The sequence below is a fragment of the Streptomyces poriticola genome, from assembly GCF_036689765.1.
Taxonomy (GTDB): domain Bacteria; phylum Actinomycetota; class Actinomycetes; order Streptomycetales; family Streptomycetaceae; genus Streptomyces; species Streptomyces poriticola.
Genome location: NZ_JBAGKH010000004.1, coordinates 442,651 through 463,831, shown reverse-complemented (window position 1 = coordinate 463,831; position 21,181 = coordinate 442,651). Strand labels below are relative to the sequence as shown.

18 protein-coding genes are annotated in these 21,181 nt (G+C 73.8%); 10 read left to right on the top strand and 8 right to left on the bottom strand.

The window, feature by feature from the left end:
* Positions 1–176: 176 nt before the first annotated feature.
* Both V5O46_RS09735 and V5O46_RS09730 read left to right on the top strand, forming a co-directional pair.
* On the top strand, positions 177–989 hold the full coding sequence (locus V5O46_RS09735) for an SAM-dependent methyltransferase (protein WP_332884082.1): 813 nt from the start codon (positions 177–179) through the stop codon (positions 987–989).
* Positions 986–3,130 carry a putative bifunctional diguanylate cyclase/phosphodiesterase gene (locus V5O46_RS09730; RefSeq protein WP_332884081.1) on the top strand — a complete coding sequence of 715 codons (2,145 nt, stop codon included), beginning with the start codon at positions 986–988 and terminating at the stop codon, positions 3,128–3,130. Before V5O46_RS09735 ends, V5O46_RS09730 begins: the two co-directional genes overlap by 4 nt.
* 21 nt (positions 3,131–3,151) lie before the next feature.
* Here V5O46_RS09730 and V5O46_RS09725 read toward each other — a convergent pair whose 3' ends face one another.
* A complete protein-coding gene (locus V5O46_RS09725) occupies positions 3,152–4,036 on the bottom strand; it encodes a LysR family transcriptional regulator (protein WP_332884080.1) in 885 nt (294 codons plus the stop codon).
* 120 nt (positions 4,037–4,156) lie between these two features.
* Here V5O46_RS09725 and V5O46_RS09720 point away from each other — a divergent pair, with 120 nt between their 5' ends.
* The 5 genes from V5O46_RS09720 (at position 4,157) to V5O46_RS09700 (ending at position 9,339) form a co-directional block, all read left to right on the top strand.
* A complete protein-coding gene (locus V5O46_RS09720; protein ID WP_332884137.1) occupies positions 4,157–4,828 on the top strand; it encodes a succinate dehydrogenase in 672 nt (223 codons plus the stop codon).
* A 2-nt stretch (positions 4,829–4,830) separates the two neighbouring features.
* On the top strand, positions 4,831–6,783 hold the full coding sequence (locus tag V5O46_RS09715) for a fumarate reductase/succinate dehydrogenase flavoprotein subunit (RefSeq protein ID WP_332884079.1): 1,953 nt from the start codon (positions 4,831–4,833) through the stop codon (positions 6,781–6,783).
* Positions 6,780–7,529, top strand: a complete 750-nt coding sequence (locus V5O46_RS09710; protein ID WP_332884078.1) for a succinate dehydrogenase/fumarate reductase iron-sulfur subunit — start codon at positions 6,780–6,782, stop codon at positions 7,527–7,529. The genes V5O46_RS09715 and V5O46_RS09710 overlap by 4 nt, the downstream gene beginning before the upstream one ends.
* 218 nt (positions 7,530–7,747) lie before the next feature.
* The gene (locus V5O46_RS09705; protein ID WP_332884077.1) at positions 7,748–8,521 is read left to right on the top strand and encodes a GNAT family N-acetyltransferase; all 774 of its coding nucleotides are present in this window, start codon (positions 7,748–7,750) and stop codon (positions 8,519–8,521) included.
* The gene (locus tag V5O46_RS09700; RefSeq protein ID WP_332884076.1) at positions 8,518–9,339 is read left to right on the top strand and encodes a lysophospholipid acyltransferase family protein; all 822 of its coding nucleotides are present in this window, start codon (positions 8,518–8,520) and stop codon (positions 9,337–9,339) included. Before V5O46_RS09705 ends, V5O46_RS09700 begins: the two co-directional genes overlap by 4 nt.
* A 10-nt stretch (positions 9,340–9,349) precedes the next feature.
* Here the strand turns inward: V5O46_RS09700 and V5O46_RS09695 are convergent, their stop codons facing one another.
* Together V5O46_RS09695 and V5O46_RS09690 are read right to left on the bottom strand one after the other, a co-directional pair.
* Entirely contained in the window at positions 9,350–11,701 is a 2,352-nt protein-coding gene (locus V5O46_RS09695) for an excinuclease ABC subunit UvrA (RefSeq protein ID WP_332884075.1), read from the bottom strand.
* A 72-nt stretch (positions 11,702–11,773) separates the two neighbouring features.
* On the bottom strand, positions 11,774–12,805 hold the full coding sequence (locus V5O46_RS09690) for an LLM class flavin-dependent oxidoreductase (protein ID WP_332884074.1): 1,032 nt from the start codon (positions 12,803–12,805) through the stop codon (positions 11,774–11,776).
* A gap of 106 nt (positions 12,806–12,911) precedes the next feature.
* On the opposite strand from V5O46_RS09690, the gene V5O46_RS09685 reads away from it, so the two are divergent.
* The gene (locus V5O46_RS09685; protein WP_332884073.1) at positions 12,912–13,403 is read left to right on the top strand and encodes a phosphatase domain-containing protein; all 492 of its coding nucleotides are present in this window, start codon (positions 12,912–12,914) and stop codon (positions 13,401–13,403) included.
* A 46-nt stretch (positions 13,404–13,449) separates the two neighbouring features.
* Here the strand turns inward: V5O46_RS09685 and V5O46_RS09680 are convergent, their stop codons facing one another.
* Complete coding sequence (locus tag V5O46_RS09680; protein ID WP_332884072.1) at positions 13,450–13,665, bottom strand: dodecin; 216 nt, start codon at positions 13,663–13,665, stop codon at positions 13,450–13,452.
* A gap of 256 nt (positions 13,666–13,921) precedes the next feature.
* Between V5O46_RS09680 and V5O46_RS09675 the strand changes: the two genes are divergently transcribed.
* On the top strand, positions 13,922–15,190 hold the full coding sequence (locus V5O46_RS09675; protein ID WP_332884071.1) for an extracellular solute-binding protein: 1,269 nt from the start codon (positions 13,922–13,924) through the stop codon (positions 15,188–15,190).
* 53 nt (positions 15,191–15,243) lie between these two features.
* Here the strand turns inward: V5O46_RS09675 and egtD are convergent, their stop codons facing one another.
* From egtD to egtA, 4 genes are read right to left on the bottom strand one after another with little or no spacing between them, the layout of a single operon-like run.
* Complete coding sequence (egtD, locus tag V5O46_RS09670; protein ID WP_332884070.1) at positions 15,244–16,206, bottom strand: L-histidine N(alpha)-methyltransferase; 963 nt, start codon at positions 16,204–16,206, stop codon at positions 15,244–15,246.
* Entirely contained in the window at positions 16,203–17,060 is an 858-nt protein-coding gene (egtC, locus tag V5O46_RS09665) for an ergothioneine biosynthesis protein EgtC (protein WP_332884069.1), read from the bottom strand. Before egtC ends, egtD begins: the two co-directional genes overlap by 4 nt.
* Complete coding sequence (gene egtB, locus V5O46_RS09660) at positions 17,060–18,376, bottom strand: ergothioneine biosynthesis protein EgtB (RefSeq protein ID WP_332884068.1); 1,317 nt, start codon at positions 18,374–18,376, stop codon at positions 17,060–17,062. Before egtB ends, egtC begins: the two co-directional genes overlap by 1 nt.
* Positions 18,373–19,725 (bottom strand): ergothioneine biosynthesis glutamate--cysteine ligase EgtA, encoded by a 1,353-nt coding sequence (gene egtA, locus V5O46_RS09655; RefSeq protein WP_332884067.1) that lies wholly within the window; start codon positions 19,723–19,725, stop codon positions 18,373–18,375. Before egtA ends, egtB begins: the two co-directional genes overlap by 4 nt.
* 291 nt (positions 19,726–20,016) lie before the next feature.
* Here egtA and V5O46_RS09650 point away from each other — a divergent pair, with 291 nt between their 5' ends.
* A complete protein-coding gene (locus V5O46_RS09650; protein ID WP_332884066.1) occupies positions 20,017–20,883 on the top strand; it encodes a TIGR02452 family protein in 867 nt (288 codons plus the stop codon).
* Positions 20,884–21,181 lie beyond the last annotated feature (298 nt).

The following is a 21,181-nucleotide window of genomic DNA, read 5'->3' as shown; positions in this document are numbered from 1 at the left end:
GCCACCGGGCCGCCCCCTCCGTTCCCAGGCGGAGAGGGCGGCCCGTTCGGCGTGCTGGCACGTGCCGCAGGCAGTGACCGGGAACGGATGGTCAATTTCCGTTTCCGCTCGCCCGTTCGGCGGGCGATCAGTAGCCTCGGCTCGAACACCGGATCGCGTACGCCTTGGAGAGATCGATGGAGCGACCCGCCTGGGCCCCCCGGGGCATCGACATGACGGTGCCGAGCGTGTCCCGGATGTACGACTTCTACCTGGGCGGCTCGCACAACTTCGAGGCCGACCGGGAAGCCGCCCGCAAGGCCATGGAGTTCATGCCGGGACTCCCCAAGATCATGCAGGCCAACCGGGCCTTCCTGCGCCGCGCGGTGCGCTGCGCCGTCGACGAGGGCATCACCCAGTTCCTGGACATCGGCTCCGGCATCCCGACCTTCGGCAATGTGCACGAGGTGGCCCAGCGGGCCCGGCCCGGCGCGCGCGTGGTGTACGTCGACCACGATCCCGTCGCCGTGGCGCACAGCCAGGCGGTCCTGGCGGGCAACGCGGACGCGGACGTCGTCGCCGCCGATCTGCTCAAGCCGCGGGACCTTCTGGCCAGTTCCGCGGTGGAGCGGCTGATCGACCTGAATCGTCCGGTGGCGCTGCTCCTCGTTGCCATACTGCACTTCGTGGAAGACGCGGACGACCCGTACGCGGCGGTGGCCGAGCTGAGCGCCGCCCTCGCCCCCGGCAGCATGCTCGTGCTCACGCATGCCTCGTACGAGGGAATCCCGCTGCCGCCCGAGCGGGCACGGGGCGCGGCCGACGTGTACAAGGACATTCGCAATCCGCTGATCATGCGCTCCCGCGACGACGTCGCGCGGTTCTTCGAGGGGTACGACATGGTGGAACCCGGGCTGGTGCCCATGGCGCTCTGGCGGCCCGAGGTGGCGCCGGAGGACGAGGATCCCTACGCGTTCTCCGGTTTCGCCGGCGTGGGGCGTACGGCGTGAGCGCGGAGCCGGACGGGCCGGAGGACAGACTGCGCAGGTTCGCGACGATCTGGAGCCGGGCGGTGTTCCCGGTGACCTCGACCTCGTCGACCCGCCCGGAGTTCGAGGACGAACTGCTGCCGCTGGCCCGCAGACTGAGCGAGGCGCTGCGGGCGCGCGGCTTCGACGCCGACGAGGGCAGAGCCGTCGGAGCCGCGCTGGTCGACGCCCACTGCACCGACCCGGAGGCGCTCAGCCGCACCCTGGACTGCGTCGACGCCTACTTGGTGCTCTACTGCGGCCGGGACGGCGACCCGGAGGGCCTGAGGGCCCGGTCGGCGCGGCTGCAGCACGCGATGGCGGCCGGGTTCGCAAAGGCGCTGCGCGAACGGACCCTGGCCGAGCAGGAGGCCATCGCCCAGGCGGCGCTGAAGGCGCAGGGCGTGGTCGCCCAGGCGCTGCACGCGAGCGAGGCCCGCTTCCGCGCGGTCTTCGAAGGTGCTGCCATAGGCATCGGCATCGCCGACCTGGACGGCAACGTCCTCCAGGTCAACGGCGCGCTCACGCGCATGTTCGGCCTCGGCGACCAGATCCTGCGCCGCGGCAACGTCCGGGACTGGACCCACCCCGACGACGCGCCCCAGACCTGGCGGCTCTACGACGAACTGGTCCGCGGCGAGCGCGACCACTACCACCTGGAAAAGGCGTTCTACCGGCCCGACGGCACGGTGCTGTGGACCAACCTCACCGTCTCCCTGCTGCGCGACGCCGACGGTGCCCCCCGGTACCAGCTCGCTCTGATGGAGGACACCACCGAGCGCCGGCTGCTCAATCTGCGGCTGCGCTACGAGGCCACCCATGACGCGCTGACCGGGCTGCCCAACCGCAGCTTCTTCTTCGAACGCCTGGAGAAGGCCCTGAACGCGGGCGAGGGCCAGCGCTTCGGGCTGTGCTACCTCGACCTGGACGGCTTCAAGACCGTCAACGACAGTCTCGGGCACGCGGCCGGCGACCGGCTGCTCGTCGAGGTGGCCGACCGGCTGCAGGCCTGCGCCACCGCGCCCGGCGAGATGGTGGCCCGGCTCGGCGGTGACGAGTTCGTGGCGCTCACCACCGGCCCCGACACCCGCCACGAGGTCGACGAGCTCGCCGCGCGGATCATGAACGCGCTGCACGCCCCGATCAGCGTGGACGGCCGGGAGCTGACCGTCCGCGGCAGCATCGGCATCGTCGAGGGGCCGGCCGGCGAGCGCAGCCCGGCGGAGGTGCTGCGCAGCGCCGACATCACCATGTACCGGGCGAAGTCGGCGGGCGGCAACCGCTTCGAGCTCGCCGACCCGGAGGCCGACGCCCGCGTCATCACCCGGCACGGACTGACCACCGCACTGCCGACGGCGCTGGAGCGCGGTGAGTTCTTCATCGAGTACCAGCCGCTGGTCCACCTCGGCGACGGCAGCGTGCGCGGCGCCGAGGCCCTGGTGCGCTGGCTGCACCCGCAGCACGGGGTGCTCGGCCCGGACCGGTTCATCCCGCTCGCCGAGCACACCGGACTCATCGTGCCGCTCGGCCGCTGGGTGCTCGAGCAGTCGGTGCGGCAGGCTCGCGCCTGGCGGGAACGGTACGGCGAGCGCACCGCCTCCGGTCCGCTGCGCATCAACGTCAACCTCTCGCCCTGCCAGCTGCACCACCCCGGCCTGGTCCAGGACACCGTCGACATCCTGGAGCGGGCGGGCGTCGAGCCGGACGCGCTCTGCCTGGAGGTGACCGAGTCGGCGCTCATCGGCGCCGACGACGACCTGCTCAAACCGCTGCGCCGACTGTCCGAGATGGGCGTCGACATCGCCCTGGACGACTTCGGCACCGGTTACTCCAACCTGGCCAACCTGCGCCGGCTGCCGGTCAGCGTCCTGAAGCTGGACCGCTCCTTCACCCAGAGCATGCAGCGGTTCCCGGCGGACCCGGTCGACCTCAAGATCGTCGAAGGGATCGTGTCCCTGGCCCACGGCCTCGACCTCGCGGTCACGGTCGAAGGCGTCGAGACCGGCGCCCAGGCCGAGCAACTCCGCATACTCGGCTGCGACACCGCCCAGGGCTGGTACTACGCCCGCCCGGGCCCACCCGAGCGCCTGCACGATCTCGCGCTGGTGGACGCAACCACCTAGGGGTACGGGCCCCGACGCCACTCACCGCTCCAGCAGCATCCGCTGCAGTTCCCGCGCGGCCCTCGGCGGCGCGACGTCACTGCGGTGCGCCAGCGCGATCGTGCGGTGCAGCCCGGGCCGCGCCAGCGGCGTGACCCGCAATCCGCGCCCGGCCCGGGCCGCCACCATCCGCGGCACCACCGCGACCCCCAGCCCCGCCCGCGCGAACCCGAGCACCGCGTCCATCTCCCCGCCCTCCACCGCGAAGTCCGGCTCGAACCCCGCGGAGCGGCACGCCGTCACGGTCAGCTCCCGCAGGTCGTAGCCGTGCCGGAACATGACCAGCCGCTCGCCCGCCAGGTCGGCGACACGGACCGCGCGCCGGCCGCCGCCGGGCCGGGGCGCCTCCGGTGACGACACCACCACGAGGTCCTCGCGCAGCAGTTCCACCGTGGTCAGCGCCGGAGACGGGGTGGGCAGCGGCAGCACCACCAGGGCGAGATCCAGCGCACCGCGCGCGAGATGCCGTACGAGATCGTGTGAACCGCCCTCCTCGATCATCAGGCGGATGCCGGGATAGCGGTCGTGGAAGGCGCGCAGCACATCCGGGAGCAGACCCGTGCACACGCTCGGCGTGGCACCCAGCCGGACCCGGCCGCTGTGCAGCTGCACCAGCTCCTGCACCTCGTGCCGGGCGGTGTCGGCGTCGGCGAGGATGCGCCGGGCCAGCGGCAGCAGCGCCTCCCCGGCGTCGGTCAGGGTGATGTTGCCCCGCGCCCGCAGGAACAGGTCGGCGCCCAGCTCCCGCTCCAGCGCCTTGATCTGCTGCGACAGCGACGGCTGCGCGACATGGACCGCCTCCGCGGCCCGGGTGAAGTGCCGGGTCTCGGCGACCGCCACGAAGTACTGGAGCTGCTGGAACTGCATACGACCATCATAGGCATGATCTATTGAATCAAGCTGGACCATGTCTTGGACCGATGGGTCTGTCCCCCCGTAGCGTCTGGTGGCATGGCACTGGCAACGCGGACCGACCGGCGGCCGTCCATGGCACGCACCGTGTGGGACTCGACCGTCGGCAAGAAGACAGTGATGGCGATCAGCGGTCTCGTCATGCTGCTCTACCTGGTCGTCCACATGATCGGAAACCTGAAGGTCTACTTCGGGCCCGAGGAGTTCAACGCCTACGGACACTGGATCCGCACGGTCGGCGAGCCGTTCATGCACTACGAGTGGACACTGTGGCTCGTCCGTGTCGTCCTGGTCGTCGCCGTGGTGGCCCACGCCGTCTCCGCCTACCAGCTCAGCCGCCGCGACATCAGGGCCCGGCCCCGCGGCTACGTGCACAGGAAGCCGCGGGCGGGCTACGCCACCCGCACCATGCGCTGGGGCGGGGTCATCCTCGGCCTGTTCATCGTCTGGCACGTCCTGGACCTGACCACCGGCACCGTGCACCCCGGCGGCTTCGAGGCCGGCAAGCCCTACCAGAACGTCGTGGACACCTTCTCCACCTGGTACGGCAACGTCATCTACATCGTCGCGATGCTCGCCCTCGGCCTGCACGTCCGGCACGGCTTCTGGAGCGCCGCCCAGACCCTCGGGGCCGGCAGCCGCACCCGCGACCGCGCCCTGAAGACCGCCGCCAACGTTCTCGCGCTGCTGCTCACGGCCGGCTTCATCGCCGTACCCGTGGGTGTCATGACCGGAGTGGTGAGCTGAAGATGAGCACCCCATACGCGAACTACACGACCGGCGAGCCGCTCGCCGACACCAAGGCGCCGGCCGGGCCGATCGCCGAGCGCTGGGACAGGCGGCGCTTCGAGGCCAAGCTGGTCAACCCGGCCAACCGGCGCAAGCACACCGTCATCGTCGTCGGCACCGGGCTGGCGGGCGGCTCCGCGGGCGCCACCCTCGCCGAGCAGGGCTACCACGTCGTCCAGTTCTGCTACCAGGACTCCCCGCGCCGCGCCCACTCCATCGCCGCGCAGGGCGGCATCAACGCGGCGAAGAACTACCGCAACGACGGCGACTCCGTCCACCGGCTGTTCTACGACACCGTCAAGGGCGGCGACTTCCGGGCGCGCGAGTCCAACGTCCACCGGCTCGCCGAGATATCCGTCGAGATCATCGACCAGTGCGTGGCACAGGGCGTGCCCTTCGCCCGCGAGTACGGCGGCCTGCTCGACACCCGCTCCTTCGGCGGCGTCCAGGTGTCGCGGACCTTCTACGCCCGTGGCCAGACCGGCCAGCAGCTCCTCCTCGGCGCCTACCAGGCCCTCAGCCGGCAGATCGCCGCGGGCAACGTGGAGATGCACCCGCGCACGGAGATGCTCGACCTGATCGTCGTCGGCGGACGGGCGCGCGGCATCGTCGCCCGGGACCTGATCACCGGAAAGACCGACACCTACTTCGCGGACGCCGTCGTGCTGGCCTCCGGCGGCTACGGCAACGTCTTCTACCTGTCGACCAACGCGATGAACTCCAACGCGACCGCCGTCTGGCGGGCGCACCGCCGCGGCGCCCACTTCGCCAACCCCTGCTTCACCCAGATCCATCCGACCTGTATCCCGCGCACCGGCGACCACCAGTCCAAGCTGACGCTGATGAGCGAGTCGCTGCGCAACGACGGCCGGATCTGGGTGCCCAGGGCCAAGGGCGACACCCGCCCGGCGGACCAGATCCCCGAGGACGAACGCGACTACTACCTGGAGCGCATCTATCCGTCCTTCGGCAACCTGGTACCGCGGGACATCGCCTCCCGGGCCGCGAAGAACGTCTGCGACGAGGGGCGGGGCGTCGGACCCGGGGGACAGGGTGTGTACCTGGACTTCGCCGACGCGATCGAGCGGATGGGGCGGAAGGCCGTCGAGGCCAGGTACGGCAACCTCTTCGACATGTACCAGCGGATCACCGACGAGGATCCGTACCGGGTGCCGATGCGGATCTACCCGGCCGTGCATTACACCATGGGCGGACTGTGGGTCGACTACGACCTCCAGACCACGATCCCCGGCCTGTTCGCGATCGGAGAGGCCAACTTCTCCGACCACGGCGCCAACCGGCTCGGCGCCTCCGCGCTGATGCAGGGCCTGGCCGACGGCTACTTCGTGCTGCCGGCCACCATCAACGACTACCTCGCCCGCAATCCGCACACCGACCCGGTCACCGACGGCCACCCGGTGGTCCAGGAGGTGCGCGCCGAGACCGAGGACCGGCTGAACCTGCTGCTGTCCGTCGACGGCGACCGCACCCCGGACTCCTTCCACCGCGAACTGGGCGAGCTGATGTGGGAGTTCTGCGGCATGGCCCGCTCCGAGGCCGGGCTGCGCAAGGCGCTGGAGCGGATCCCGCAGATCCGCGAGGAGTTCTGGCGGCGCATCAAGGTCCCCGGCACCGGCGAGGAGCTCAACCAGTCGCTGGAGAAGGCCAACCGCATCGTCGACTACCTCGAGCTCGCCGAGCTGATGTGCCTCGACGCGCTGCACCGCACCGAGTCCTGCGGCGGCCACTTCCGGGAGGAGTCCCAGACCCCCGACGGCGAGGCCGCCCGCCGGGACGACACCTTCGGCTACGCCGCCGCCTGGGAGTTCACCGGTTCGGGCACCGCCCCCGTCCTGCACGAGGAAGACCTGGTCTTCGAGTACGTCCACCCCACCCAGCGGAGCTACGCATGAGGCTCACCCTGCGCGTATGGCGGCAGCGGAACGCCGACGCCGACGGCGCGATGTCCACCTACGAGGTGGACGGCATCTCACCCGACATGTCCTTCCTGGAGATGCTCGACACCCTCAACGAGGAGCTCATCCTCAGGGGCGAGGACCCGGTCGCCTTCGATCACGACTGCCGCGAGGGCATCTGCGGCGCCTGCTCGCTCGTCATCAACGGCGACGCACACGGCCCCGAGCGCACCACCACCTGCCAGCTGCACATGCGGTCCTTCGAGGACGGCGACACCATCGACATCGAACCCTGGCGGGCCGCGGCCTTCCCGGTCGTGAAGGATCTGGTCGTCGACCGGTCGGCCTTCGACCGGATCATCCAGGCCGGCGGCTACATCACCGCGCCCACCGGCTCCGCGCCGGAGGCGCACGCCGCACCGGTACCCAAGCCGGACGCCGACCTGGCCTTCGAGCACGCCGAGTGCATCGGCTGCGGTGCCTGTGTCGCCGCGTGCCCCAACGGCGCCGCGATGCTCTTCACCTCCGCCAAGATCAACCATCTCAATGTGCTGCCGCAAGGGGCGCCCGAGCGCGAGACCCGGGTGCTGGACATGGTGGCGCAGATGGACGAGGAGGGCTTCGGCGGCTGCACCCTGGCCGGTGAGTGCGCCACCGCTTGCCCCAAGGGCATCCCGCTGATGTCCATCACCGGCATGAACAAGGAGTGGCTGCGGGCCACCCGCAAGGCGGCCAAGCGGTAGCGGCCGGCCCAGGGCGTTCGCCGAAGAGGTGCGGACGGGCGGGACCGGGGGAGGTGCTCCTCCCGGTCCCGTCTCGCATGCGGCCCCTGCCATTCAACATCCCCACATCCGCTCTCCCGGCGCCGGTCACGCGCTGGTCGCCCGGCCTGGGAAGAACTGGTGCGACCGGACGCGTCACCCCGGCCCCACCGTAACCCCGCCGTGACCAGGAGAGCACCATGACCGGCGTACTGACCGCCGACCGCCCCCCGCAGCCGGCCGCACCCACCCGCTACACCGTCTCCCTCGCCCGCGACGAGCAGGACGTGCGTGCCGCGCAGCGGCTGCGGCACGACGTCTTCGCGGGGGAGTTGGGCGCCCTGCTGTCCGGCCCGCAGCCCGGCCACGACATCGACGCCTTCGACGCCTACTGCGACCACCTCCTGGTGCGCGAGGAGACCACCGGCCAGGTCGTCGGCACCTACCGGCTGCTGCCGCCGGAGCGGGCAGCGGTCGCCGGGCGGCTCTACGCGGAGAACGAGTTCGACATCGCCGGACTGGACGGGATCCGGCCCGGCCTGGTCGAGGTCGGCCGCTCCTGCGTGCACCCGGACCACCGCGACGGCGCCGTCATCGGGCTGATCTGGGCCGGCATAGCGCGGTACATGACCGACCGGGGCCACGAGTGGCTGGCCGGCTGCTGCTCCGTCCCGCTCGCCGACGGGGGCGCCCTCGCCGCCGCCACCTGGGACCGGGTGCGCGCCAAGCACCTCGCCCCCGAGGAGTACCGGGTACGGCCGCTGCTCCCGTGGGTCCCGGACGGAGGGCGGCCCGCCGCCGCCCGTGCCGACCTCCCGGCGCTGCTGCGCGGCTACCTCCGGCTGGGCGCCTGGGTCTGCGGGGAGCCCGCGCACGACCCCGACTTCGGCGTCGCCGACCTGTACGTGCTGCTGCCGATGCGCAGGGTCAACCCGCGCTACCTGCGCCACTTCCTCTCCCTCGTCCCCGCGTGACGAGCGTCTGGCTGCCCGCCGCGCCCTGCACCCCCGGGGCGTGTGTGGAGCCGGCGCGCTCCGCGGCCCGGACCGCGCCGCGCGCCGTGCTGCGGCTCACCGCGGTCGCGGTGCTGATCCTCGCCGGCATCGCCGTCTCGCCCCTCGGTGCGAGGATCCCCGCCGCCCTGGTACGGCGGTGGTGCCGGTGGATCGTGCGGGCCGCGGGCCTACGGGTGCGCATCACCGGCGAGGCCCCGGCCCACGGCGGGGTGCTCCTGGTCGCCGATCACGTCTCCTGGCTGGACATCCCGCTGCTGGCCGCGGTCCGACCGGCCCGGATGCTGGCCAAGACCGAGATCCGCCGGTGGCCGGTGGCCGGTCCGCTGGCAGCCCGCGGCGGCGCCCTGTTCATCGAGCGGGACCGGCTGCGCGCCCTGCCGCAGACCGTGGCCCGGATCGCACGGGTGCTGCGGGACGGCACCGCGGTCGCCGTCTTCCCCGAGGGCAGCACCTGGTGCGGGCGCGCCCGGGGCAGCTACCGCCGGGCCGTGTTCCAGGCCGCCCTCGACGCCGGTGTCCCCGTGCAGCCCGTCCACATCCGCTACCGGACCGGCGAGCGGGCGCTGACCACGGCGCCCGCGTTCGTCGGCGAGGACACCCTCGTGGCCTCGCTGTGGCGGGTGGCGTCGGCCCGGGGGCTGGTCGCCGAGGCACGGGTGCTGCCCGTGATCCCGCCGGGCACCCACCCCGACCGCCGGTCCCTCGCCCGCGCCGCCGAACCGGGGCAGGTGCGCACGGGACCCGTACACGCACCGCACGCGCACCCGGCCGGATGACCCCCGGCCCTCACCGCGGCGGCGGTCCGGCTGCGGCCAGCGCCCGCGCCAGCCAGGGCGCCGTCGCGCTGCCCGCCGCCGCGGCCACCTCCCGGGGCGTGCCCGCCGCGACGATCCGGCCGCCCGCGTCGCCGCCGCCCGGCCCCAGGTCGATCACCCGGTCCGCGTCCGCCACCACGGACATGTCGTGCTCGACGACCACCACCGTGTGCCCGGCGTCGGCCAGCCCGTGCAGCTGCCGCATCAGCACCTCGACATCGGCCGGGTGCAGGCCTGTCGTCGGCTCGTCCAGCAGATAGACGGTGTGTCCGCGGCGCCCCCGCTGGAGCTCGCTCGCCAGCTTGATGCGCTGCGCCTCCCCGCCGGACAGCTCGGTGGCCGGCTGGCCCAGCCGCAGATAGCCCAGACCGACGTCGAGCAGCGCACGCAGGCTGCGCGCCGCCGCCGGGGTGTCCGCGAAGAACTCCGCCGCGCCCGCCACCGTCAGATCCAGCACCTCTGCGATGGTCCGCCCGCGGTGGGTCACCTGGAGCGTCTCCGGGTTGTAGCGCGCCCCGCCGCAGTCCGGGCAGGGCGCGTACGTGCTCGGCAGGAACAGCAGCTCGACGCTGACGAACCCCTCGCCCTGGCACCTCTCGCAGCGGCCGCCCGCGACGTTGAACGAGAAGCGGCCCACCCCGTACCCGCGCTCGAGGGCCGCTTCGGTCGCCGCGAAGACCCTGCGCACGACGTCGAACAGACCGGTGTACGTGGCCAGGTTGGAGCGCGGCGTCCGCCCGATCGGCTTCTGGTCGACCCGGACCAGCCGCCGCACGCCCGGCAGGTCCTCGGTGATCTCACCGATCAGGGTGGACTTCCCGGACCCCGAGACCCCGGTGACCGCGGTGAGGACGCCGAGCGGGAACTCGGCGGTCACCCCGCGCAGATTGTGCCGGGTGACCGGGCCGACGGTCAGCGTGCCGCGCGGGCTGCGCGGCGCCCGGGCCGGCGCGGGGGAGCGGCCGAAGAGGTACCGGGCGGTCAGCGAGCCCTCCACCCCGGCCAGTTCCGCGACCGGCCCGCTGTGCAGCACCCGCCCGCCGTGCTCGCCGGCCCGGGGGCCGATGTCCACGATCCAGTCGGCGCCCCGCACCACGTCCAGATGGTGCTCCACCACGAACACCGAGTTGCCGGCCGCCTTCAGCCGCTCGAGCACCGTCAGCAGCGCCTCCGTGTCCGCCGGGTGCAGCCCCGCGGACGGCTCGTCCAGGACGTACACGACCCCGAAGAGGCCCGAGCGCAGCTGGGTCGCCAGCCGCAGCCGCTGCAGCTCGCCCGCGGACAGGGTCGGCGCCGGGCGGTCCAGGCTCAGATAGCCCAGGCCCAGCTCGACGACGGGCGCGATCCGGGACGTGAGGTCGGCGGTGAGCACCCGGGCCGTCTCGTCGTGCCCGGGCAGGTGGGCGGCGAGTTCACCCAGCGGCAGCGCGGCCAGCTCCGCGATGGTCCGGCCGCCGACCGTCACCGCCAGCGCCTCGGGGCGCAGCCTGCCGCCGCCGCAGTCCGGGCAGGGCGCGGCGGTGAGGAACCGCTCCGCCCTGGCGCGCAGCGTGGCGCTCCGGGAATCGGCGAAGGTCTTCCTCACATACCGCCGGGCGCTCATGTACGTGCCCTGGTAGGGGCGGTGGATCCGCCCGGCCTCCCGCACCGGGTGCACCGTGACCACCGGCTGCTCGTCGGTGAACAGGATCCACTCCCGCTGCGCGGCGGGCAGGTCGCGCCAGGGGCGGTCGACGTCGTAGCCGAGCGCATCGAGGACGTCGCGCAGGTTCTTGCCCTGCCAGGCACCCGGCCACGCGGCGACCGCGCCCTCGCGGATCGACAGCGACGGATCCGGGACCAGCAGTTCCTCCGTGGTGCGGTGCACCTGCCCGAGTCCGTGGCAGCCGGGACACGCACCGGCCGCGGTGTTGGGCGAGAACGCGTCGGAGTCGAGCCGCTCGGCGCCCGGCGGGTGGTGCCCGGCCCGGGAGAACAGCATCCGCAGGGAGTTGGACAGCGTGGTGACCGTGCCGACGGAGGACCGGGAGGTCGGCGCCGCGCGGCGCTGCTCCAGCGACACGGCGGGCGGCAGCCCGGTGACCTCGCCCACCTTCGGCGCTCCCGCCTGGTGGATCAGCCGGCGCGCGTACGGAGCCACCGACTCGAAGTAGCGGCGCTGCGCCTCGGCGTAGATCGTGCCGAACGCCAGCGACGACTTGCCCGACCCCGACACGCCGGTGAAGGCGGCCACCACGTCCCGCGGGATGTCTACGTCGACACCCCGGAGGTTGTGCTCGCGGGCGCCGCGGACGCGGACATAGGGATCGTGAGGGTGGTGCATCGGGAGGCTCCGGGGCGGACGGGCGCGGGCAGGGACGGGGCAGGGACAGGGCAGGGGACAAACTCCGCGATTCTATGCGTGTGCCCCTGCACGCACGGCCCCGGTCCCTGCCGCGACGATGTGCGCGAGCCGCCGGTGGGAGTCCAGCAGGGCGTCCCGGTCGTACGTGCTGGTGGTCACCAGGACCTCCTGCGCACCGGTCTCCTGAAGCAGCGTCTCCAGCCCGGCGGCGACCTGCTCCTCCGTCCCGGCGAGATGGCCGCCGAGACCGGCCTCGTAGAGTCCGCGCTCCTTGGCGGTCATCGCGCGGGCCCCGACCCGCTCGGCGGGAGGCAGCGGCGGGAAGGAGCCGTGGGTGCGGGAGTGCGCCGTCGACCAGGCCTCCGGCACCAGCAGCCGCCGGGCCGCCGCCGGTGTCTCCGCCACGGCCACGGTGCCGGAGACCACCACATAGGGCTCGCTCGCCCAGCGGGAGGGGCGGAAGCCGTCGCGGTAGCGGTCGATGCCGCGGCGCATCCGGTCCCGGTCGCGCAGGTCACCGATGACCATCGGCAGCCCGGCCCGTGCGGCGACGGCCGCGCCCTCGCCCATGGCCAGGACGAACGGCGGGACGGCCAGACCCTCGGCGGGACGCGCGTGCACACCGGTGGGGGAGGTGCCCTCGAACCAGCCGAGCAGCTCCGTCAGCTGCTCCTCGAAGCGGTCGGCCCGGTCCCGGTCCCGGCCCAGCGCCCGGCGCACCCCGTCGGTGAACCCCACCGAGCGGCCCAGGCCCATGTCGATCCGCCCCGGGTGCAGCGACTCCAGCACGCCGAACTGCTCGGCCACGACGAGCGGCTGGTGGTTGGGCAGCATCACCCCGCCGGTGCCCACCCGGATGGTGCGGGTCGCCCCGGCCACCGCGGCGGCCAGCACGGTCGGCGCCGAGCCGGCCACTCCGGGCACGCCGTGGTGCTCGGCCACCCAGAACCGGTGGTAGCCGAGCCGCTCCGCCTCCCGCGCCAGCCGCACGGTGTCGCGCAGCGCCTCGGCGGGCGGCCGCCCCTCGCGGATGCGGGAGCGGTCCAGGAGCGAGAAGCGGGTCCGGGCGGTCAAGGAGGTCACACGGAGTTCAACGCCGCACGGCCCACCGCATTCCCGCCCGCTCCCGCCCGGCGGTCCGGCCGGCCGGACCGCCGGGGCGCGGCGGGGTGCTCCTAGGGTGGGGGGTGTGACCGAGAGCAGCAAGCGTCCGCTGGCCGTGTTCGACCTGGACAACACCCTCGCCGGCACCGCGCACCGGCAGCGGTTCCTGGAGCGCCGGCCCCGCGACTGGGCCGGGTTCTTCGCCGCCGCGCCGCATGACCCGCCGCTCGCCGCGGGGGTCGCGCTGGTCCGTGAGAGCGCGGAGGAGTGCGAGGTCGTGTATCTGACCGGGCGGCCCGAGCGCTGCCGGTCCGACACGCTGGACTGGCTGGCCGCGCACGGTCTGCCCGAGGGGCGGGTGTACATGCGGCGCGACACCGACCGCAGGCCGGCCCGGCGCACCAAACTGGAGATCCTCGGCCGGCTCGCCCGTACGCGTGAGATACGGGTCCTGGTGGACGACGACGAACTGGTCTGCGAGGACGCCGAGCGGGCGGGATTCACCGTCGTACGGGCGCGCTGGGCGGCGCCGTCGGCGGAGCTGACGGCCGCGCAGGAGCGCGAGGGGCGGACCTGACCCCGCGGGCCGGAGCAGGGCCGCCGTCCCGGCCGGACGGCGGGCCTCAGGCCCCGTTCTCCAGACGGAAGCCGACCTTCAGGCCCACCTGCCAGTGGGCGATCCGGCCCTCCTCGATCTGGCCGCGCACCTGCGTCACCTCGAACCAGTCCAGGTTGCGCAGGGTCTGCGAGGCGCGGGAGATGCCGTTGCGCACGGCCTGGTCCACGCCGTCGGGCGAGCTGCCGACGATCTCCGTGACCCGGTAGGTGTGGTTCGACATGCGGGTGCTCCTCTCCGCGGGGCGACGGCGCCGTATGTGGTGCACGTCACTCCACGGTGCCCCAACCTGGGCCGCCGCGCGAGATGTCGGGACAACGGCACGGCGACCCTTGACCTCTGCATTGGTCCATACCAAAATCCAGACACCCGTACGAGCCATCCGCTCGTCCCCCCACGTCGGGCTCCCCCTGCCTGTGCGCGCACACCCTGGCCGCGCCACGCCCTGTCCGCCAGACAGCCAGACAGAAGGACCCCTCGTGAGACGTCGCCGCCTGCTCGCCCTTGCCTGTGTGTCCGCCTCCGTGCTCAGCGGCTGCGGCCTGGTGCCGCAGGACGGGGGCTCCGAACGGCACGCCGTCACCGTGTGGCTGATGAAGGACAGCGCCTCGCGGGAGTTCCTGGACCGCTTCACCGAGGAGTTCGAGCGCACCCACCCCGGCCTCGAACTCGACATCCGCATCCAGCAGTGGACCGGCATCGGCGAGAAGGTGCACGCCGCACTGGAGGCGGACGGCGCGGGTGCCGGACCCGATGTCATCGAGGTCGGCAACACCCAGGTCTCCCAGTATGCCGAGGGCGGCCGGCTGCTCGACCTGACGCTGGAGTCGATGCGGGACTGGGGCATCCGCGACTGGCTGCCCGGCCTCGCCGAACCGGGGGAGTACCTGTCCCAGCAGTTCGGCATCCCCTGGTACGCCGCCAGCCGCGTCGTCATCTACCGCAAGGACCTGTTCGCACAGGCCGGGATCACCGAACCGCCGGCCACCCGGGAGGAATGGCTGGAGATCACCGAGAAACTCGACTCGGGCGGCAACCAGGGCATCTATCTGGCCGGTCAGGACTGGTACACACTCGCCGGCTTCGTCTGGGACGAGGGCGGCGACCTGGCCGCCCAGCGCGGCGCCGCCTGGGAGGGCGCCCTGCACACCCCGGCCGCGCTGCGCGGCATGGAGTTCTACCGCAGCCTCCAGGCGCTGGGCGACGGTCCGGTCGACGCCGACGAGGAGACCCCGCCGCAGGCCGGGGTGTTCGCCGGAGGGCGGGTCGCGCAGCTCGTGGCGGTGCCGGGCCTGGCCCAGGCCATCATCGGGCAGAACCCCGGACTGAAGGACAGGCTCGGCTTCTTCCCCGTGCCCGGCAAGAGCGCCGACCGCCCGGGCGCCGTCTTCACGGGCGGCTCCGACCTGGTGATCCCGAGGAACACCGACGACCGGGAGGCCGCCGTCGCCGTCATCGAGGCGCTCACCGGCGAGAAGTGGAACACCGAGCTGGCCCGCACCATGAACTACGTGCCCAACAAGAAGTCGCTCGCGGGCGCGGTGGCGGGTGAGGAAGGGGCCGCGGCGATGGCGGCCGGGGCCGCGCAGGGCCGGGCGACCCCGGCCACCCCCGAGTGGGGCAGGGTCGAGGCGGACAACCCGATCAAGGCGTACATGACCGAGGTGCTCACCGGGGCCGACCCCCGGGCCGCGGCCCGCCGCGCCTCCGACCGCCTCACCCGGCTCCTCGACCCCGACGGGCGCTGAGCCCGGCGGGCGCCGAGCCCGGCGGGCCGGCGCTCGGCACCCTTCGGGCAGGCTCAGCGTGCCACGCTCAGCGAGAGCGCGAACCGGTCCTCGGTGTCGGTCCACCAGTGGGCCGGCCGCAGCCCCGCCGCGGACAGTTCGGCCGCCACCCCGTCCCTGCGGAACTTCGCCGACACCTCGGTGCGCAGCTCCTCGCCCGCCGCGAAGTCCACGGCCAGCTCCAGCGCCGGGATCTTCACCGTCTGCGCGCCGCGGGAGCGCAGCCGCATCTCGATCCACTCCCGCTGCGGGTCCCACCGCGCCACATGGTCGAACGCCGCGGGATCGAAGTCGGCGCCCAGCTCGCGGTTGATCACCGTCAGCACGTTCTTGTTGAACGCGGCCGTCACCCCGGCTGCGTCGTCGTACGCCCGGACCAGCACTCCCTCGTCCTTGACCAGGTCGGTGCCGAGCAGCAGGGCGTCGCCCGGAGCGAGCACGGACCGGACCGAGGCGAGGAACGCGGTGCGCTCGGCGGGCAGCAGGTTGCCGACGGTGCCGCCGAGGAACGCCACCAGCCTGGGGCCCGGCATGTCCGGCAGGGTCAGTGCGGCGGTGAAGTCGGCGATCAGCGCGTGCACGTCGAGGCCGGGCCGCTCGGCGACCAGGGCCCGCCCGGCCCGGGTCAGGGCGCTCTCGCTGACGTCGACCGGCACATAGCCGCGCAGGTGCGTCAGCTCGTCCAGCAGGTGCCGGGTCTTCTCCGAGGAGCCGGAGCCCAGTTCGACCAGGGTGCGGGCGCCGGTCGCCGCGGCGATGTCACCGGCGCGGGCGAGCAGGATCTCCCGCTCGGCGCGGGTCGGGTAGTACTCGGGCAGCCCGGTGATCTCGTCGAACAGTTCGCTGCCCCGCGCGTCGTAGAACCACTTCGGCGGCAGTGTCTTGGGGGTGCCGGTCAGGCCCGCCAGGACATCGGCGCGCAGGGCGGCGTCCGTGGTGTCCTCGGGCAGGGTGCGGGTGATGCGGAACGGGCTCACGGACGGTGCTCCTCGGCTGGTGCAGGGACGGGGACGAACGGGTCGGCGGGCGCGGGCGGGCCGGAGGACGCGGGGGGATCGCCCGCCGCGGGCGGGGCGCCGGGCGCGGCGTCCCGCAGCGGCGTGAGCCGTACGGCCGCGCGGCTCGCCACGAGCAGGGTGCGGTCGGGCACCTCCCGCCACTCGGGAGCGTCGTCGTACGGCTCGGAGGCGACGACGGTGCCGCCGTCCGGCCGGGCGAGGTACCACAGAGTGTCGCCCCAGGCGGTGGCGGCGACCGTCGCGCCGTCGGTGAGCAGCAGGTTGAGCCGGGAGGCGGGCGCCGCCGAGGCGACCTCCAGGACGGTGTCCGCCAGGGCCCGGCCCTCGGCGTGCCCGGCCCGCAGCCGGTTCAGCACCAGCGCCCACACGAACGCCGAGTCGTTGCGGGCCTCCAGCGTCAGCAGGTCCTCCGCGGGCAGCGAACGCACCGACCCGGACAGCGAGCCGGGCCACCCGGCCACCGCCCCGTTGTGACTGAACAGCCAGGTCCCCGCCGCGAACGGCGCCGCCGCGGCCTCCGCGTCCGGACCCGCCAGGGTGGCGTCACGCACCGCCGCGAGCAGCGCCCGGGTCCGTACCACCCGGGCCAGGTCGGCGAAGGACTGGTCGGCCCAGATCGGCCCGGCCCTGCGGTACCGGGCCGGCACCGGGTCCCCGGCGGCGTACCAGCCCACGCCGAAACCGTCGGCGTTGACCGTGCCGTACCGCTGCCGCCGGGGCGCCCAGGACTGGCGGTGGAGGCCGTGCGGGGGCGCCACCAGCAGCCGGCCCAGCGGCTCCTCGGGCCCCACGTAGGCGAGATGACGGCACATCAGGGGGCCTCCGAACGGGCCGTGCGGAAACCGGAGAAGATCTGCCGCCGGATCGGATGGTCCCAGTTGCGGAACGTGCCCCGGCAGGCGACCGCGTCCACCGCGAACGAACCGCCACGCAGCACCTTGTACCCGGGCCCGAAGAACACCTCCGAGTACTCCCGGTACGGGAACGCCCGGAACCCCGGGTACGGCAGGAAGTCGCTCGCCGTCCACTCCCACACGTCGCCGATCAGCTGCCGTACCCCGAGCGGCGACTCGCCCGCCGGAGAGCTGCCGGCCGGCCCGGGGCGCAGATGCCGCTGGCCCAGGTTGGCGTGCTCGGGCGCCGGATCGGCGTCACCCCACGGGTAGCGCATCGAGCGGTCCCCGGCCGGGTCGTAGCGGGCCGCCTTCTCCCACTCGGCCTCGGTGGGCAGCCGCCGCCCCGCCCAGCGGGCGTAGGCGTCCGCCTCGTACCAGGACACGTGCATCACCGGCTCGTGCGGCGGCACCGCCTCGATGACCCCGAACCGGCGCCGCAGCCACTGCCGGCCGTCCCGGCGCCAGAACAGGGGCGCGGTGACGGAGTGCCGGCGTATGTGCTCGAAGCCCTCCGGCGCCCACCAGCGCGGGTCGTCGTAGCCGCCGTCCTCGACGAACGCCAGGTACGCGCCGTTGGTCACCGGTGTGGTGTCGATGAAGAACGGCGGCACCTCGCGGCGGTGCGCGGGACGCTCGTTGTCCAGCGCCCACGGCTCGTCGGAGGTGCCCATGGTGAACGGGCCGCCCGGCACCAGGACCTCTGCCGGTCCGGTGAACAGCGGCACCGGATCGGGATCCGGGGCGGTCAGGGCCTGCGGGCCCCGGCGCAGCTGATGGGTGATCAGCATGGTCTCGTCGTGCTGCTGTTCGTGCTGCGCGATCATCCCGAACGCGAACCCGGCCTCCGTCAGCCGGGTGCCGTCGAACGCGGTGCTCTCCAGCACGTCCAGCGCCCGGCCGCGCACCTCGGCCGCGTAGCGGCGGGCCTCTCCGGGCGGCAGCAGCGGCAGCTTGGGGCGGTCGGCGCGCGGATGCTCGAAGGCGTCGTACAGGCTGTCGATCTCGGGGCGTATCGCCTCCTGCCCGGCGACGGCCCGCAGCAGCCACTGCTCCTCCTGGTTGCCGATGTGCGCCAGGTCCCACACCAGCGGCGACATCAGCGGCGAGTGCTGCGCGGTCAGGTCGGGGTCCGCCACACAGCTCGTCAGCAGCGTGGTGCGGTCGCGGGCGGTCACCAGCGTGGTCAGCGCCCGCTCGCGCAGGGCGCCGGCGTCGTGCGCGGTCTCGGTCATGAACGGAAGTCCTTCCCCTGCGGGCCGTGGGTCCCCCCGCTCGGGCGGAGCCGGGAATGCGGGAGGCCGGCGCCGTCCGGCCGGTCCAGCAGATCGTCGGCGGGGCAGCGGCCCCGGGCGGTGTAGCGCTCCAGGTACGCCGCGACGGCGGCGGTCACCTCGGTGGCGGCACCGAGCCGGGGCAGCGCCCCGAGGGCCGACTCGAAGCAGAGGACGGCGGCCTCGTGCAGCTCGGGGTCGGCGAGCCCGAGCCGGGCCGCGTCCCGCCACAGCGGGTTGTGCGGCGCGGGCAGCCCCACGGCGCGCTCCGCCAGCGGCTTCACCGTGCGGTAGGCGGTCTCGGCCGCCTCCGGGTCGTCGAACAGGGCCGCGGTCACCGCGAGCGGCACCATCCAGCCGTCGTCCCCGGGCTGCGCGTCGATCATGCGCAGCTCCAGATGGCCGCGGGGCCGGACCGGCGGGAACAGGGTGGTGAGGTGGTAGTCGAGATCGTCCCGGTCGGGTGCTCTGGGCGCCCGCGAGCGGGTCCACTCCCGGAAGGTCAGCCCTTCCGGGACGTCCCAGGGCCCGTCGTCGTCGCGTCGCACGCACATCACCGGGGCGTCCAGCACATGCCGGGCCCAGGTGCCGCGCGGGTCGGCGTCCAGCGGCGGACCGCCCGCGCGGGCGGTGCCGATCTGGGTCCAGCGCAGCTGCCGGGTGGAGAGCCAGCCGGTGGGCCGGCGGCCGGCCAGCGGCGAGTTGGCGAACGCGGCCACCAGGACGGCGCCCAGCTGGTGGGCCAGCCACCAGCGGCGCACATGGCCGAGCGGGCCGGGCTCCTCGTGGCCGGCGTCCAGGCAGACCTGGACCGAGGCCGAGGCACACATCATGGCGCGGCCGGCCGGGCCGGTGCGGTCGAGGCAGGCCTCCATGGCGTCGTAGCGCGGCCGGCGCAGAAAGCGCCGGGGCGAGTGCCAGGGGTCGTGGCCGAGGCCGACCAGGGCGAGTCCGTCGCCGCGCAGGACCGCGCGGACAGCCTCGAGGTCGGCGGAGACGGTACCGATGCACTCCATCAGCGAGTCGGCGGGCGGCGAGCTCAGCTCCAGCTGGCCGCCGGGCTCCACGGTGAGCGCCGATCTCAGAGGCACGGTCCGCAGTGCGGCGTAGGCCGCGTCGAGTCGTCGGGGAGTCATGGGGAGCTGCGGCTCGCGCAGCTCGTGGACGAGCCATTCCACTTCGACGCCGATGCGGCGGGGAGGGCCGGTCTTGAAGCAGATGCCGCGGACCAGGGCCTCGACCTCTGCTTCGGTGAGTGCGGTACGCGGCCGGCTGGGGCTGCCAGCCGCGGCAGTGGACGTATATGACATGTCGGGATCCTCCTGAGATTCCACCATGCCGCCGACCCGTGACCGGTCGGCCCCGGTCGGCACACTCGTCCCACCCAAGCCCCTGGTGCCTGTCGACACAAGGGCGCATACCGGGACGTTACGGTCCGGTCATCCCGCGCGTCCCGGGGGTTTCCGGGGGCTTCTCCGGACGGTTCCGCGTCCGGAAAACCCTTTGCACGGCATGACCAGCATCGCTCACGATGCGTGCATGAGCACCACGGGGGACGTCGCGGAGCGTGCGACCGCGGTGAACACGGGGGTGGGGGCGCCGTGAGCGCCCGACTGCGCGGCATCGCCCTGCAGACGGAGCAGATCGTCGCCGCCGGGGGGTATCGCGTGCCCGACGGCCGCGACGTCCCGCTCGCGGCGGCCGTCCAGGAGGCCCGGGACGCCACCCGGATCCACGGACCGGAGCCCGTCGCGATCCCCTCGCCCGCCCCGGCGGCGACGGAGTTCGAGGTCACCGGCGAGAGCAGTCTGCAGGCGGCCCGCCGCCTCGGCGGCGACGTGGCCGTACTGAACTTCGCCTCGGCGCACAATCCCGGCGGCGGTTTCCTGCGCGGGGCCCAGGCACAGGAGGAGGCCCTGTGCCGCGCCTCCGCGCTGTACACCTGCCTGCTGCGGGCCCGGGAGTTCTACGACCACCACCGCGCCCGCCGCGACCCCTTCTACACCGACCGGGTGATCCACTCGCCCGCCGTGCCCGTCTTCCGCGACGACCGCGGCGAGCTGCTGGGCCGGCCCTACCGGGCCGCCTTCCTCACCGCCGCCGCACCCAACGCGGGCGTGGTGCTGCGCACGGCACCCGACCGCGCCCCGGAGCTGCCGCGCGCACTGGCCGTACGCGCCGAGCGGGTGCTGGAGACGGCCGCCGCCCACGGCCACCGGCGGCTGGTCCTGGGAGCCTGGGGCTGCGGTGTGTTCCGCAACGACCCGGCCCAGGTCGCGGGCGCCTTCAGAGCCCTGCTGGGCCCCGCCGGCCGGTTCGCCTCGGCCTTCGACCGCGTGACCTTCGGCATTCTCGACCGCACGCCGGGCGGCACCGTCCGGCAGGCGTTCTCGCGGGCCTTCCCGGAGGCACGGCCCGATCCCGGTGCCGGTGCCGGGGCTCCGGCGCGGGGGAGCGGGCGGGGGTGAGCCGGCGCGTCCCGGGCGGTGGTGGTCCGTCGGGCGGGCCGTTCGTTCCGCAGTGATCGGGTGGTGATCGGGGGCTGTGGTCCTTGCTCGGGCCCGGGGTGCCGGTGCGCGTCGGTCTCTCGGCCGGCGGCAGGGTCCGGCAGGCGTTCGCGGGGGCGCTCCCGGCCGTCCTGTCGCAGTCCGGCGCCCCAGCTTCGGCGGGAGCGGCGCCGGGGGCCGCGCGGGCCGCCGGGGCGACGGGACGCCGGGGGGTGCTCGGGCGGATTCCCCGGGGGCGGTCCGGAATTCGCCCGCCCAG

Coding starts and splice junctions, on each gene's coding strand:
- V5O46_RS09735 (WP_332884082.1), top strand. CDS start 177: ATGGAGCGACCCGCCTGGGCCCCCCGGGGCATCGACATGACGGTGCCG.
- V5O46_RS09725 (WP_332884080.1), bottom strand. CDS start 4,036: ATGCAGTTCCAGCAGCTCCAGTACTTCGTGGCGGTCGCCGAGACCCGG.
- V5O46_RS09720 (WP_332884137.1), top strand. CDS start 4,157: ATGGCACGCACCGTGTGGGACTCGACCGTCGGCAAGAAGACAGTGATG.
- V5O46_RS09715 (WP_332884079.1), top strand. CDS start 4,831: ATGAGCACCCCATACGCGAACTACACGACCGGCGAGCCGCTCGCCGAC.
- V5O46_RS09710 (WP_332884078.1), top strand. CDS start 6,780: ATGAGGCTCACCCTGCGCGTATGGCGGCAGCGGAACGCCGACGCCGAC.
- V5O46_RS09705 (WP_332884077.1), top strand. CDS start 7,748: ATGACCGGCGTACTGACCGCCGACCGCCCCCCGCAGCCGGCCGCACCC.
- V5O46_RS09695 (WP_332884075.1), bottom strand. CDS start 11,701: ATGCACCACCCTCACGATCCCTATGTCCGCGTCCGCGGCGCCCGCGAG.
- V5O46_RS09680 (WP_332884072.1), bottom strand. CDS start 13,665: ATGTCGAACCACACCTACCGGGTCACGGAGATCGTCGGCAGCTCGCCC.
- egtC (WP_332884069.1), bottom strand. CDS start 17,060: ATGTGCCGTCATCTCGCCTACGTGGGGCCCGAGGAGCCGCTGGGCCGG.
- egtB (WP_332884068.1), bottom strand. CDS start 18,376: ATGACCGAGACCGCGCACGACGCCGGCGCCCTGCGCGAGCGGGCGCTG.
- egtA (WP_332884067.1), bottom strand. CDS start 19,725: ATGTCATATACGTCCACTGCCGCGGCTGGCAGCCCCAGCCGGCCGCGT.